The organism is Paenibacillus xylanilyticus, assembly GCF_013359935.1.
Taxonomy (GTDB): Bacteria; Bacillota; Bacilli; order Paenibacillales; family Paenibacillaceae; genus Paenibacillus; species Paenibacillus xylanilyticus.
The window spans coordinates 45,881-59,414 of sequence record NZ_JABMCB010000197.1 but is presented as its reverse complement, the minus strand read 5'-3'; the positions used below and the strand labels follow the sequence as shown (position 1 = coordinate 59,414).

Sequence of the window (13,534 nt, the reverse complement as noted above, 5' to 3'; positions counted from 1 at the left end):
GAGTTTGGATGTCGTTTTCGATGGAGATACCCAGCCAGAAGGAAATTCAGAAGGTCATAGAGGAAGAGGTGAAGCCCGTCCCGGCCGAGGTGGCAGAGCTGCAGCAAGTGGCAAACGCCAACGTGGAGATGATCATGTCGCTGGATTTGGAGTCACTGGATAAACGCAAGGAGATTTTGCAATCCATTGAAGGCTTTGGCATGAACACGATGAGATCCTCTTCGGAGAAAAACGCGCTGCTTCAAGTCTCTGTTGGACATCTGTCCAAGACAGGAGACGAAGGCGGTCAGGTTGCCAAAGGCCTGACCGAGCTGCACATGCAGTTGAAGGATCTCGACCCCAGCGTGGTCGACTTCGCCAAGACCGGATTCCTTGGCAAGTTGTTCAATCCGCTGCGGGCCTATTTTCTCAAATACCAGAAGGCCGATGCGGTCATCGCTGACATCGTAACTTCCCTGGACAAAGGCAGAGCCATACTTCGGAACGACAATACAACGTTGGAGATTGAGCAGCAGACGCTGCGAGAACTGACCAAACGGCTGCAAAAAGAAATCCAGCTTGGTGTGCTTATGGATGAGTCGATTGACGGACAGATCGAGGCCGCCAAGGTCCGGAATGAAGACCCGGAGAAGGTCCGTTTTATCACCGAAGAGGTTCTGTTCCCGCTGCGACAGCGTGTCATGGATCTCCAGCAGATGCTGGTCGTAAATCAGCAGGGCATCATGGCAATTGAGGTGGTTATCCGCAACAACAAGGAATTGATCCGCGGAGTCGATCGGGCCAAGAACGTGACGATCTCGGCATTGAAAATTGCCGTAACCGTTGCCAGTGCGCTATACAATCAGAAGATTGTTTTGCAGAAGATCGAGCTGCTCAATCAGACGACCAATGACCTGATTGCAGGCACGTCCAAAATGCTGAAGGATCAGGGGATTGCTATTCAGAAGCAGGCGTATGATGCCAGCATCTCCGTGGATACGATGAAACAGGCGTTCACCGATGTGCTGTCTGCGCTTGACTCCATCAGTCTTTATAAGCAGGAAGCTCTGCCAAGAATGCGGGAGACGATTATCCAGTTTCGTGAGCTTGCTGACACCGGCGAGCAGCAGATCCAGCGGTTGGAGAAAGGGCAGAAGCTGGGGCTGTAATCATAAGAGAGAAATAAATACGCCGTAGATTGTTATCTTTATGTATGGTTAGAAAGAAGCGACTATTCTCCATTAAGCATGGGAATGGTCGCTTTTCTGGGTTTCATGAAGATAGGTACTAGCTGCCATACCCCAAACTTCTTGCATAAGCGTATAACTGTTCTTCACATTGCTCCATTAGAACACCAGCGGTGTTTACTTTGGCATTACCCTGTTTTAGTAACGTGTAATTCACTTTGTTCTTGGATACTGCCTTTTGGTACAGGAGGTACCCCTCGAGCTGAGTGTAGCTTGCCTTGATAAATATGTCGTGGATTTTCTTGATTTTCGGGTTGGTAGGCTTGATTTGTTTTGCCTTGGATACCAATTTCGTATAATTGGGGATCACCGTATTTGTAAGTTTAAGATACATGGACTTGCGATTCGTTGAAGTTACCTGGGTGTCGATGCTTTCCAAAGCGGTAAAGGCTTTGGCCTCATAAGTTTCAAGAGCAAATAACTGAGTAGTGTACTCTTTAAATTCTTCATAACTCTGATCTGAATATGTAGAGGTTGCTGCATTGGCTGCATTGGCAGAAGCTGCTGGAGAGAGAAGCACTCCGCCAATCAAAACAAAACTGGTAAGCAATGATATAATCCACGACTTCTTCACTTGTAATTGTCATCCTCCTTTAGTTTTTATTCCATTGGATAACCTAACATATAAATACCAGAAATTACAGGAATGTATTTACATCATTTTGGTGGGAAAAGCTTTCTTGAAATTCCTCTCGATCAACATACTATAGGGAAGTATAGCGATATTAATTTTCTTTCAACAAGACGTTGTCAGGCCTGTAATGAATGATCTTGAACAACTCCTCGGCCATGTAGACGGGGCTGTGCTTGAAATCCTGTCTGATCCACTCCAAGATCATGCCGAATATCGCATGAGACTGGTAGCTTGCCAGCAGTTCAGGGTTAATGTGCTGCGGGAAGATGTGATTCAGATCCTGTAAGGAGAGATCCCGAAGAACATCACAGATCATGCGTTGAAAGTTGGAAGAAGCCTCTGATTTCACAACCAGCGTGTAGAATTGTGCGTGCTGGTGCACATGCTCAAATATGGTGATTGCCGAAGACGGCATCAGACCAACCTCGAACTCTTTCATACCCTGATAGGGTTTGCGAAAAGAAGTCACCAGATCCTGTATCACATCATCGATGATTTCGTTGAACAGGTCTTCCTTGTACTGATAATGTCTGTAGAAAGTACCTCGATTTAGGTCGGCTCGCTGCACAATATCCGTAATAGAAATTTCTTTAAAGGCATGTTTTTGCATCAAATGGATGAGTGCATCCTTCAATGCAGCTTTTGATTTCTTGATTCTTCGATCCATGGAATTCGGAATTTCAGACATCTATTTTTCTCCTCTCCAGTTTACTCTATCTTTTAAAGTACATTCAGGCTTATAAGTGTTGTTTAACGTACAACTGGACAAGCTTTTACTGATTGAAGTGAAACGCTATGACTTATTATACTAAGGATAGGAGTTAATGAACATTTGTTTGTTAACTTATTGTAAACGAATACACAAAGGAGGATACATGAGATGAAACTTCAAGATAAAGTAGCTGTGGTTACAGGCGCAGGTTCAGGTATGGGGAAAGCAATCGCCACGTTGTATGCACAAGAGGGTGCCAAAGTGGTTGTTTCAGATATTAACGAAGAATCCGCACAGACGGTCGTCAATGAGATCAAAGCCCAAGGCGGAGAAGCCATCGTGGTTCTGGCCAATGTGGCCAAAGAGGAAGATGTGCAAAACCTGATTGATACAACGGTCAGCACGTACGGTACCGTAGACATTCTGGTGAACAATGCAGGGATTATGGACGGCATGGAGCCGGCTGCTGAGATAACAGATGAAAAGTGGGAGCGCCTCTTTGCAGTGAATACCACAAGTGTAATGCGTACTACGCGCAAAGTCCTTCCCATCTTCCTGGAGAAGCAAAACGGTGTCATTGTTAACGTTGCTTCGGCAGGCGGATTGCATGGTGGCCGTGCGGGAGCTGCATATACGGCATCGAAGCATGCTGTGGTCGGCCTTACCAAAAATACAGGGTTTATGTATGCAGGGCAGGGCATTCGCTGCAACGCCATCGCTCCGGGTGGGGTAGCAACAAATATCAGTTCCTCCATGGCAGGGATCAGCCAATTCGGTGCGTCCAGACAGCAGCTGGGCATGGCGATTAACCCGCGCATAGGAACAAGTGAAGAAATTGCCAAGGTAGCCCTGTTCCTCGGTTCGGATGAGTCCAGCTTCGTGAACGGAACGGTGATTGAAGCCGATTCAGGCTGGAACTCTTATTAATCCGAGAACGGAATGAAATAGGAATTACGGTATGTAAACAGGAAGCCGCATGTGTGCGGCTTCTTTTTTTTCTGCCAGAGACCTTTAATTTGCAGCATCTTGGTCCAAATAGGACAAACGTTTGCATTGATGCATTGAGCTTCATAAATGGTTTAAACGGATGCCGGCTTAGACTTCGAAAAGAGAGAAGATTCGCGCACAATCAGACGATGCGGAATAATGACCGGATTTTGAGGCAGTGCTTCCCTGTTCAGAATTTTTAGCAGAACTTGAACTGCAGTATAACCGAGCTGGTAGGTCCCAATGTCAATAGAGCTTAGCGGTGGTGAAGCCAGTTCCGATAAGGCGATGTTGTTAAAGCTAACAACGCTGATGTCTTCCGGCACACGGTAACCGAGTTCGGCAAGAGCTCTCAGCACCCCGAAGGCAACATTGTCATCAATGACAACGATCGCAGTAGGTCTGTCCGGCAAGGACATGAACAGCGACATGGCCCGAAATCCGCTCTCCTGTAGAAACTCGCCTTCCACAATCCAGTCGTTATTCGCGTGCAGGCCCGCTTCGGCAAGCGCTTTTTCGTACCCTCGCATGCGATCATGCGATAATGTAATATCCGGTGGGCCGCTGACAAATCCGATTCGGTTATGCCCCTGGGCGATTAAATGCTGGGTCGCATCATAAGCGGTCTGCACATTATCGTTATCAACCATGGGTGCATTCGGATGAGCCTCGCTGCGCCCGATCAGCACGAAAGGAAACTTTTCCTCTTCCAAAAAGGAAATGATCGGATCGTCCCGTTTGGAGCCGAGCAGCAGAATGCCATCCACTCTCCGGCCATGAACCAGGCGGGATATCGCATGTAATTCACTGTCAGTGGACGTTTCGGTGGTCAGCAGTAATTCGTAATTCATGCGGGTGGCATGCGTAATGATTCCCCGCAGCAGTTCTCCAAAAAAGTAATTCTGAAACAGCTCTTCTGCAGGGCGTGGAAGCATGATGCCAAGGGTTTGAGTCGTTTTGGAAACCAGGCTCTTGGCCATGATATTGGGATGATAATTCAGCTCTTTCATAATTTGCTTCACTTTGAGAGACGTCTCGGTGCTGATTCTGGGATGGTTGGAAATCACCCGTGAAACTGTAGAAGGGGAGACACCCGCCAATTTGGCAATATCTTTGATAGTAATCATGTAAAAAATCCCTTCTGATCAATCATTTCAACATTCTCCTATGGTAATCCAACAGATTCGATAAATCAATTGCAAACTGCAGCATACGGGATGCATGGGAAGTAAAAATAAGGAAGAAAGAGTCAGAACAAGGAAACAGGAAGTTACTGGATCTAGAACAAGAAAAATGGGTAAAATTGAGCGAATATGGCTTGTGCAAACGTTTGTGCAAAGAAAGTCTCGTATTGTATGATGTGATTGTTGTTATAGCGCTTACATAAGTGGTTTTTGCTTACATCCGAGAGTGTTTCCCCCTGAATACATAACTTTGAAGTAGACTTGTCGTCCATCTGAGCAAACGTTTGTACCAAAGCGAATATGGATTGCAAAACCTGTCATCACACGCAGACCAAAGGGAGAAAAGCGCAAGATTTTTGAACCAAACAGAGGGAAGGGGACATTTTACATGAGAAAATGGCAAGGGGCAACATTGTCCGTTATGATGGCCTTTACACTGGCCGCGTGCTCTGCTGGAGGCGGAAGCACCTCTCCTACTACGGGGACGGGGGGCGAGAATGCAGGGGAGGTTGTAGAGCTGACAGCTGAGAACCTTCAGCCGGAAGAAGGCGCTACCCTCGTTATCTGGGAAGATAAGAACCAACAGAGTTTTGTGGAAGAGAGAGCCAAGAAGTTTGAAGAAAAGTATGGGGTAACCGTCAAAATGGAGGAGCTGCCTCCGACAGATCAGGTAACCAAACTGACTACGGATGGCCCGGCAGGCCTGGCAGCAGATGTTGTTGTGTTCCCGCACGATAAGATTGGAAGCGCTTCAGAGGCAGGGCTTATTTTGCCGAATGATATTTTTGAAGCGGAGACAGTAGCGAACACCAGTGAAAATGCGCTGAAGGCCGTAACGTTTAAGGACATCTTATACGGATATCCGTACAGCGTGGAAACGTACGCCCTCTTTTATAACAAGGCGCTTTATCCTGAAGCACCGAAGAACTTTGAGGAAATTGTCAGCTTCGCCAAAACCTTTAATGACGTGAAGTCCAACCAATATGCCCTGATGTGGGAATTGCAGCAGTTCTATTATAATTATGCCTTCCTGGCTTCACAGGGTGGTTATATTTTCGGGGATAACGGAATGAACAGCGAAGATCTCGGTCTGAATAATGAAGGAGCCCAGAAGGGTGGAGAGTTCTTACAGACGCTGAAGTCGGAAGTGCTGCCGCTCAAGATGGGTGACGTGAACTATGATATCAAAAAAGGACTATTCTCCAGCGGTAAGCTGGCTATGGACATCAACGGTCCTTGGACCATTGCCGATTATCGCAATGCGGGCATTGATTTCGGCGTTGCACCACTCCCTGCGATCGATGGTAAACCAATGACATCGTTCTCCGGAGTCAAAGCCTATTATGTGAATGCATTTACCCAATACCCAAATGCAGCCAAACTCTTCGCGGCCTTCCTCTCTAACGAAGAAGCCCAGATGGCCAACTTTGAAATGAATGGTACACTTCCAGCCAACTCCAACGTGGCAGCCGATCCGAAGGTGCAGGAGGATCCGATCAACAAGGCATTCCTCGAACAATTCAATAACTCGACGCCAATGCCTTCGCTTCCCGCGATGGATAGTGTCTGGGGCCCGATCACTTCAGCTGTTACCGATATATGGGATGGCGGCAAAGATGTGAAGGCATCGCTGGATAACGCAGTGAAGCAGATTCAGGAAAGTCTGGCAACGGTTCAATAAACGGATGAAGCACCAGGTTTGGAGAAGGTGGGGAGGAGAGAGCGAATGAAACAACAGCATGTCCCGGTGTCTGTTAGGCCCAACAGGGAAAAACAGCACCGGATGACAGCGGCCATATGTTCGATCATACTGCAAGGTCTTGGACAATTGTACAATCGGCAATGGATCAAGGGGATTTGCCTACTGTTACTGGAGGGGGCAGGGCTTGCGTACCTGCTTCCCCGCCTGTCACAGGCCGTATGGGGAATATGGACACTGGGGGAAAATACGCAGCGCTTTGTCAAAGTGAATGGGTCCACGGTGCTTCAACGGGGTGACCATTCGATCTTTTTATTGTTAGACGGAATTATCGTACTACTGGTGTTTTTTGTGTTTATCCTGATCTACATCCTGAACATTCGCGATGCGTATTACACAGGACTTGCGAGGGAGGAAGGGAAGAAAACACTGGGAGCGGCAGCTTCGCTCAGAAATATGATGGACAAAAATTTCCCGTATCTGTTTTTGTCCATTCCGGCTTTGGGGGTTCTTTTCTTCACGGTTATGCCGATCCTGTTTACGATCACCCTCGCGTTTACCAACTATTCGGCACCGGATCATATCCCGCCTGCCAAACTCGTGGATTGGGTAGGGTTCAAGACTTTCAGTGATCTGATTCAGCTCAAATCATGGAGTCATACCTTTTTTGGTGTATTAACGTGGACAGTGATATGGGCGATTTTGGCCACGGTGACCACTTATTTTGGCGGAGTGCTTGTGGCGCTGCTGATCGAGCAGCGGGGCATTCGGTTCAAAAAGCTGTGGCGGACCATATTTATTCTCCCTTATGCCATACCACAGATCATTTCCTTGCTGCTCATGCGAAATCTGTTCAATGGCCAGTTCGGTCCGATCAATACGTACATGAGAGCTTTTGGTCTGGAGGGGCTGCCCTGGTTGACCGATCCGTTCTGGGCCAAGGTTACCGTTATCGTGGTTAACATGTGGATCGGTATTCCGGTCAGCATGGTGCTGATCCTCGGCGTCTTGACGGCAATTCCGCGTGATCTGTACGAGGCCGCTGAAGTGGACGGAGCATCCGCATTCCAGAAATTCCGGATCATCACGATGCCATTCATTCTTTTTGCAACAACTCCGGTGCTGATTATGCAGTTTGCCGGAAACTTCAACAACTTCAATGTTATCTTCCTGCTGACCAACGGGAATCCTCTGCGCGGCGACTACCAGTATGCAGGGGCAACAGACCTGCTGGTGACCTGGCTTTACAAGCTCACGCTGGACAACAACAAATTCAATATGGCTTCAGCCGTAGGCATCATCATCTTCATCATTATTGCGTCGTTTTCCATCTGGAATTTCCGCCGCTCCAAATCGTTTAAGGAGGAGGACATGATTCAATGAAGAAACGCAATAACCCGATGCGCCTAACTCTCAGTTATGTGCTGTTGATTATTATCACCGTTGTCTCCATTTATCCGGTGTTGTGGATCTTTCTCTCTTCTCTGCGACCGGGGGCGGCGCTGTACAGCGAGCGCTTATGGCCGGAAGCTTTCACTCTGTCCCATTATGGCGAATTGTTCAATAATCCATCGTTCATGTATGGCAGGTGGTATCTGAACACGCTCAAAATCGCCTTTTTCACCATGATCTTCTCAACCCTTATGGTAACACTCGGCATGTATGCACTCTCCCGTTTCCGATTTCGGGGACGGCAAACGATTCTCTCTACCATGCTGATTCTCGGCATGTTCCCAAGCTTTATGAGCATGATCGCGATCTATATTATTTTGCTGCAGATCAAATTGCTCGACACCCATGCCGCGCTGATCCTTGTGTATTCTTCGGGGGCAGTACTGGGCGGATTTATCGTAAAAGGGTTCTTCGATACGATTCCTCGCAGTCTGGATGAAGCAGCACGCATTGATGGCGCAAGTCATCTGAGGGTATTTACCAGCATCATTTTGCCACTATCCAAACCGATGCTGACCTATGTGGCGCTTACCAGCTTTACTGGCGCGTGGATGGATTTTATCTTTGCCCGGCTTGTTTTGCGGACGAAGGAAAACTGGACGCTTGCGGTAGGCATGTGGGACCTGGTCAACCGGTACCAGGACAGTAACTTTACGATGTTTGCTGCAGGGGCCGTACTGATTGCAATTCCAATTACATTGCTCTTTGTATTCTTGCAGCGTTTCCTTGTTCAAGGACTCACTACCGGTGCATCCAAAGGATAATGTCGTGCCATTAACAGCATAGTCAGCCGCCATAATAACGGCCACTCATTCAGGCACTTCCGTGATGCCATGTCTTTCGTCGACTGGCATTACAGCGGAAGTGCCTGATTTTGCATTGATTCTATTCCACTGAGCTAAAGTGTTTTGTGGCTTAAGGGCAAGTTGATTGTGGTTAGCCTGTGTGGGCTCTAAGCCACGTCTCGATATTGCCCCTGCTGCACTAACTGTCCGTGTAACTCATTCTGATCGACGATCCGGACCTATCGTTAAACAGCAAAACCCGGAGCGTACACTGTATAAGTGTGGCTCCGGGCTTTATGAATGATGACTATGAAATAACTATTGCCAGTTCACGGTCACTGTGGCTGTTCCGCTGGTTGGTGTGGTAAAGGTGTGATTGGAGCCACCCTCCCATGTAATGGTTGCGCCGTTCTTTTTGAAGAATTTGAACTCCAGCTGTTTCCCGGCAGGCACGCTTACATCATAATACCATGTCGGGTAGGCATGAATGACCTGATTGAAGGCTGGCCCAATAGCTGCTGCACCTGTGGTCCAGTTCCCCAGTTCTCCCACATTTCCTGTCAGGTAGATGTTCTCACCTAGAGCAGTGGTGGCATTGTTAATCACGAAACGTACGGACACCTGATCACCGCTAAGAATGGTGAAATCGTTGTAGGCATTGCTGTTCACACCATTTGCAGCCACTTTGACTGCGTAATCACCAGCTGCTGCAGCAGGAATGGTGACTTTGATTTGAGTGTCTTCCCAGGATGTGATGGCCGAGCCTGTAACAGCTGTTGTACCGAAGTAAACGGTGCCTTTGGTGGAACCAAATCCGCGTCCATCAATGGTAACCACATTACCTGGTTTGCCCATTACAGGACCCACATGTCCAATGCTCGGTGTTGTTTCACTGGAGGTATACTCCCAGACTGCCGTAGCTCCTGCCGCCAGCGTGAAGGAAGAGACACTGCCTCCGCTGGAAGTGATGTTGCTGCCATTAAGTGCGCCGCCCAGTACATCGTTATAAGTACCTGTTGGGAGCGAAGTACTCAGGTTCGTGATGTTCGCTGAAGCTGTGAGATTGCGGTTGACGGCAACGACGGCCACACTGCTGCCAAATTTACGTTCATAGATATACACGTCATTGTTGATCCAGCGCTGCTGAGTGGAACCGTAGGCAATGGCCGGATTGGTTTTGCGTAGGGGTGCGAGCTTGCTGATGACGTTGAAAGCGGTGGTGGATTTGGAGAAGGAAGGCATTTTGCCCCGGTTGTCAGGGTCTCCGTTCCCTGTCAAATACTGCTCGGTACCATAATAGATGGCAGGCACACCGCGTGAGGTCAGTGTGAAGGCAAGAGCCTGTTCCAGACGGCGGTTGTTTACTGCACTTGTTTTGAAACGATCCATATCATGGTTATCGATAAATGTGACCTGGTCATTGACCTGGTTGTAGTCAGCTGCTGTAGCCGTAATCATGGAATCCAGCGCGTACATGTTGGACGTGTTGTCCCGGAACACGTTGCGGACGGCCGAGTTGAAACGGAAGTCGAGCAGGCTCATGCCGGATTCGTTGGCAAATTCCGTGTTATCCGCATCTGGTGCAGCCGATCCCAGGAACCATTCACCGAAGGTAAACACCGGTTGGTGCGCATAGATGGATGACATCCAGTTTTTTTGCCAGCCCTGAGGCATGTGCTTCACTGCATCGACCCGGATGCCGTCCACGCCCATATCCAGCCACAGCTTGATTGCGTCTTTGAAGTATGTATCGATCGTGCTGTTATTGTGATTCAGATCGGCCAGATCGTAGAGGTTTTTGTAGATGCCATTCTCAAGGGTAGAGAAATCAGAGCCGCCATTGTGGTGGAAATAGCCGTTCGTATCATTGGTGTATCCGCCAACCAGGTTGCCGTTATCGTACAGCTTGCCATTCTCGGCAAAAGAAGTATCGGTTTCCATGGCAGGCGAAGTATGGTTCGGTGCAAAATCAATAATGATTTTGATGCCTTTCGCATGAGCGGTCGTAATCAGATTTTGAAAATCGGTCATGGTCCCGAAATACGGATTGGTCTTTTTGAAATCCCTTGCCCAATAGCCGTGATAGGCTGTGTTCGTTACGCCGCTGTAGTTAATGGTAGCGAAGATGTTCTCCACAGGTTGGGAGATCCATAGGGCCGTGACGCCCAAATCGCTGAAATAGTTGTCATTGATTTTGTTGATCAATCCCTGCCAGTCGCCTCCGCAATACAGCTTCAGGTTGCTGCAGGTCGCATCATAGGCGGCTCCAGTAGGGTTATTGGAAGGATCACCATCCAGGAAGCGGTCGGTGAAAACTTGATAAATAACATCGGTACTGAAGTTCTGCTTGTTGGTGACAGCGGTATCCGGATCGGCATAGATCGCGGAAGCTGGCAGGAAAGGCAAAGCGCTGCCGGCAAGCAGGCTAAGGGTTAGCGTGGTACTGAGGAGAACGCGTTTGGCCATTTGAAACATGGTAATCCACCCTTCGTGAATGTAGTAGTTTTCAACAAAAACAACTCATCTGGCTCTGAATAATAGCGCTTTCAAGTATAAAAAATGATATTCAGTAGGTTGTAGACTTCCCTCCTTTGACACGCCAACAACCCCGGTACCTCCTTCGGGAGTTACCGGGGTTGTCCTAAACCACTGGGGTTTAAAAGCATGGCCCTCGAGTTATGATCACAAGGTTATCGTAAGAAATATTGGATCTTATGTCAATAACTTTTTTAAGAGAATTATTTTTCCAGATATCTGTGGGTTATCTATAATGAAAGCGGACTGAACGTGCTCAGTGTCCAGCCCGCTTTTTTAGTGGAAAGGGAGGAGAGGCAGTGACAAAATTGATACGCTGGTTCGCAATGGCGGTTGCGTGATGCACACATAACCTGTATTAATGCTTCATGGTGTAGTCTTTGAGGAAGAACCCTGTCAGGCCTCCGCAGGCTGTTTCACATCGAGCTGCAAGAGGGAGAAGCTGTATGCTTCCAGCTCCAGAGACAATTTATTTTGCTTTGCTTCTATAGAAGTGGCTGTAAACAGATCGCGCCAGACGCTCTGATTGGTCAGCGGCAAGTCTATGCTGCAGGATTCTTCACCAGCGTTCAGCACAATGAGGAAACGTTCACCCGCAGCTGAATCCACCCGTTCCATTGCAATACATGGATCTCCAGCTTCGGCATGAAGTATCTTCAACTCGGTGCTGCGCAGTGCAGGGTGCTCTTTGCGCAAGGCAATCGTCTGCTTAAAGAAATCAAGAAGTTCAAGATTTTGTTTGGTTTCATCCCATTCCATGCATTTGCGGCAGCCAGGATCATAGCCGCCATCCAGGCCCACTTCGTCTCCGTAATAGATGCAGGGTGCACCTGGATACGTGAGCAGCAGTGTAACGGCAAGCTTCATCTTGCGTACATCCCCGTCACACAAGGTCAGCAGTCTGGGTGTATCATGGCTGCCCAGCAGATTGAAGGCAACCTCAGTCACTGGCCGGGAATAGGCTGCGAGCAGTTTACCGATCTCATTGGCGAAGCCCAGTCCGTCCAGTTTGCCGTGAACGACATAGTCTAGTACGGAATTGGTGAATGGGTAGTTCATCACCGCATCGAATTGGTCTCCCTGCAGCCACATTAGTGAATCATGCCAAATTTCGCCGAGCAAATAGGCGTCAGGCTTGAGTGCTTTTACCGTTTGACGGAATTCACGCCAGAACTGATGATCCACTTCATTCGCTACATCCAGTCGCCATCCGTCGATATCCATCTCCTCAATCCAGTAACGTGCCACTTCCAGCAGATAAGCCTTAACCTCGGGATGCTCCGTGTTCAGCTTCGGCATGAGCGGTTCAAACGCAAAGGTATCGTAGGTTGGTATGCCATCTTCAATGCGTGGCGGCCAATCCCTCACGTAGAACCAGTCAGCATAAGGGGAAGCTGCTCCGTTTGCGAGTACGTCAGCAAAAGGAGGAAACTCTCTTCCGGAATGATTGAATACGGCATCCAGAACAACACGTATGCCGCGCTGATGACAGGCATCCACCAGTTCCTTCAGTTGTTCATTGGTTCCAAAATGCGGATCCACCTTCATATAATCGGCCGTGTTGTATTTGTGATTGGTCGTAGCTTCGAACAGGGGGCAGAAATAGATCGCATTCACGCCAAGCTGGCTCAGATGATCCAGATGATCAAGCACCCCTTGCAGGTCACCGCCAAAGAAATTCACCGGTGTAGGCTCACCTCCCCAGGGCTCGGCGTTTTTCGGACTAAGGGATGGGTCGCCATTCGCATAACGTTCAGGGAAAATCTGATAAAATACAGCGTCCTTGACCCAGGCAGGCGGTTCAAAAATGTCGACCGGATTCATGAATGGAAAATCAAAGAACTCCAGCGGATGATCCGGCAGGGCGTCCTCGAATCCCCGTTCGGTCATCCATACATTGTTCTCTCCCTCGACCAGCTGGAAGCCGTAACGCAGTCTCCGGTAGGGAGGCTGGGTCTCGACTTCCCAATAATCGAACAGCTCATCCCGGGCAAAGATTCGCATGGGGGTGTGGGTGATGGTTTGCTCCCACCCATACTTATCCCCGGTGATGGCAATGACGGCGTCCAGATCCCCGCGTTTGGAACGAAGACGAAGGTGCATGGTGGAGCGGTCGTAGGCATAGGACCAGTTCAATTTGGGACGGTGGTAAATGGCTTCAAGAATCATGTTGAATCACTCCTTATAGATGAAATTCAGATGACTTCGGCCATGAAAACGCAAAAAAGGCACAACCTCCATTGTTCACGAGGTTGTACCTTTCGGCAGCATAGCCTTTTGATTATACGGCTATTATACGAATTATCCCGGCAAAAGAAAA

Annotated in this window: 10 protein-coding genes; 5 read left to right on the top strand and 5 right to left on the bottom strand. The window is 48.5% G+C overall.

All coding sequences use genetic code 11. From position 1 onward, the window contains the following. Nucleotides 1-8 precede the first annotated feature (8 nt). The gene (locus HP552_RS22790) at nt 9-1,148 is read left to right on the top strand and encodes a toxic anion resistance protein (protein WP_175397690.1); all 1,140 of its coding nucleotides are present in this window, start codon (nt 9-11) and stop codon (nt 1,146-1,148) included. Between the two features lie 118 nt (nt 1,149-1,266). On the opposite strand, the gene HP552_RS22785 is transcribed toward HP552_RS22790, so the two are convergent. Continuing rightward, the gene (locus tag HP552_RS22785) at nt 1,267-1,800 is read right to left on the bottom strand and encodes a hypothetical protein (RefSeq protein ID WP_175397689.1); all 534 of its coding nucleotides are present in this window, start codon (nt 1,798-1,800) and stop codon (nt 1,267-1,269) included. Between the two features lie 151 nt (nt 1,801-1,951). After that, nucleotides 1,952-2,548, bottom strand: coding sequence for a TetR/AcrR family transcriptional regulator (locus HP552_RS22780; RefSeq protein ID WP_175397688.1), 597 nt, complete (start codon nt 2,546-2,548; stop codon nt 1,952-1,954). 192 nt (nt 2,549-2,740) lie between these two features. Between HP552_RS22780 and HP552_RS22775 the strand changes: the two genes are divergently transcribed. After that, nucleotides 2,741-3,499 (top strand): SDR family oxidoreductase, encoded by a 759-nt coding sequence (locus HP552_RS22775; RefSeq protein ID WP_175397687.1) that lies wholly within the window; start codon nt 2,741-2,743, stop codon nt 3,497-3,499. Between the two features lie 152 nt (nt 3,500-3,651). Here the strand turns inward: HP552_RS22775 and HP552_RS22770 are convergent, their stop codons facing one another. Beyond that, the gene (locus HP552_RS22770; protein WP_175397686.1) at nt 3,652-4,686 is read right to left on the bottom strand and encodes a LacI family DNA-binding transcriptional regulator; all 1,035 of its coding nucleotides are present in this window, start codon (nt 4,684-4,686) and stop codon (nt 3,652-3,654) included. Between the two features lie 445 nt (nt 4,687-5,131). Here HP552_RS22770 and HP552_RS22765 point away from each other — a divergent pair, with 445 nt between their 5' ends. From HP552_RS22765 to HP552_RS22755, 3 genes are read left to right on the top strand one after another with little or no spacing between them, the layout of a single operon-like run. Beyond that, entirely contained in the window at nt 5,132-6,424 is a 1,293-nt protein-coding gene (locus HP552_RS22765) for a sugar ABC transporter substrate-binding protein (protein WP_175397685.1), read from the top strand. A 45-nt stretch (nt 6,425-6,469) separates the two neighbouring features. Then, entirely contained in the window at nt 6,470-7,825 is a 1,356-nt protein-coding gene (locus HP552_RS22760; protein WP_175397684.1) for a sugar ABC transporter permease, read from the top strand. Then, nucleotides 7,822-8,658 (top strand): sugar ABC transporter permease, encoded by an 837-nt coding sequence (locus HP552_RS22755; RefSeq protein WP_175397683.1) that lies wholly within the window; start codon nt 7,822-7,824, stop codon nt 8,656-8,658. Before HP552_RS22760 ends, HP552_RS22755 begins: the two co-directional genes overlap by 4 nt. A gap of 339 nt (nt 8,659-8,997) precedes the next feature. Here HP552_RS22755 and HP552_RS22750 read toward each other — a convergent pair whose 3' ends face one another. Further along, nucleotides 8,998-11,145 (bottom strand): alpha-amylase family glycosyl hydrolase, encoded by a 2,148-nt coding sequence (locus HP552_RS22750; RefSeq protein WP_376768981.1) that lies wholly within the window; start codon nt 11,143-11,145, stop codon nt 8,998-9,000. Between the two features lie 465 nt (nt 11,146-11,610). Continuing rightward, nucleotides 11,611-13,383 (bottom strand): alpha-glycosidase, encoded by a 1,773-nt coding sequence (locus tag HP552_RS22745; RefSeq protein WP_175397681.1) that lies wholly within the window; start codon nt 13,381-13,383, stop codon nt 11,611-11,613. Between the last annotated feature and the right edge of the window lie 151 nt (nt 13,384-13,534).

What these genes read in the sequence shown, in the direction of transcription:
- HP552_RS22760 (WP_175397684.1), top strand. Translation starts at nt 6,470, where the DNA reads ATGAAACAACAGCATGTCCCGGTGTCTGTTAGGCCCAACAGGGAAAAA.
- HP552_RS22745 (WP_175397681.1), bottom strand. Translation starts at nt 13,383, where the DNA reads ATGATTCTTGAAGCCATTTACCACCGTCCCAAATTGAACTGGTCCTAT.
- HP552_RS22775 (WP_175397687.1), top strand. Translation starts at nt 2,741, where the DNA reads ATGAAACTTCAAGATAAAGTAGCTGTGGTTACAGGCGCAGGTTCAGGT.
- HP552_RS22750 (WP_376768981.1), bottom strand. Translation starts at nt 11,145, where the DNA reads ATGGCCAAACGCGTTCTCCTCAGTACCACGCTAACCCTTAGCCTGCTT.
- HP552_RS22755 (WP_175397683.1), top strand. Translation starts at nt 7,822, where the DNA reads ATGAAGAAACGCAATAACCCGATGCGCCTAACTCTCAGTTATGTGCTG.
- HP552_RS22770 (WP_175397686.1), bottom strand. Translation starts at nt 4,686, where the DNA reads ATGATTACTATCAAAGATATTGCCAAATTGGCGGGTGTCTCCCCTTCT.
- HP552_RS22765 (WP_175397685.1), top strand. Translation starts at nt 5,132, where the DNA reads ATGAGAAAATGGCAAGGGGCAACATTGTCCGTTATGATGGCCTTTACA.
- HP552_RS22790 (WP_175397690.1), top strand. Translation starts at nt 9, where the DNA reads ATGTCGTTTTCGATGGAGATACCCAGCCAGAAGGAAATTCAGAAGGTC.
- HP552_RS22780 (WP_175397688.1), bottom strand. Translation starts at nt 2,548, where the DNA reads ATGTCTGAAATTCCGAATTCCATGGATCGAAGAATCAAGAAATCAAAA.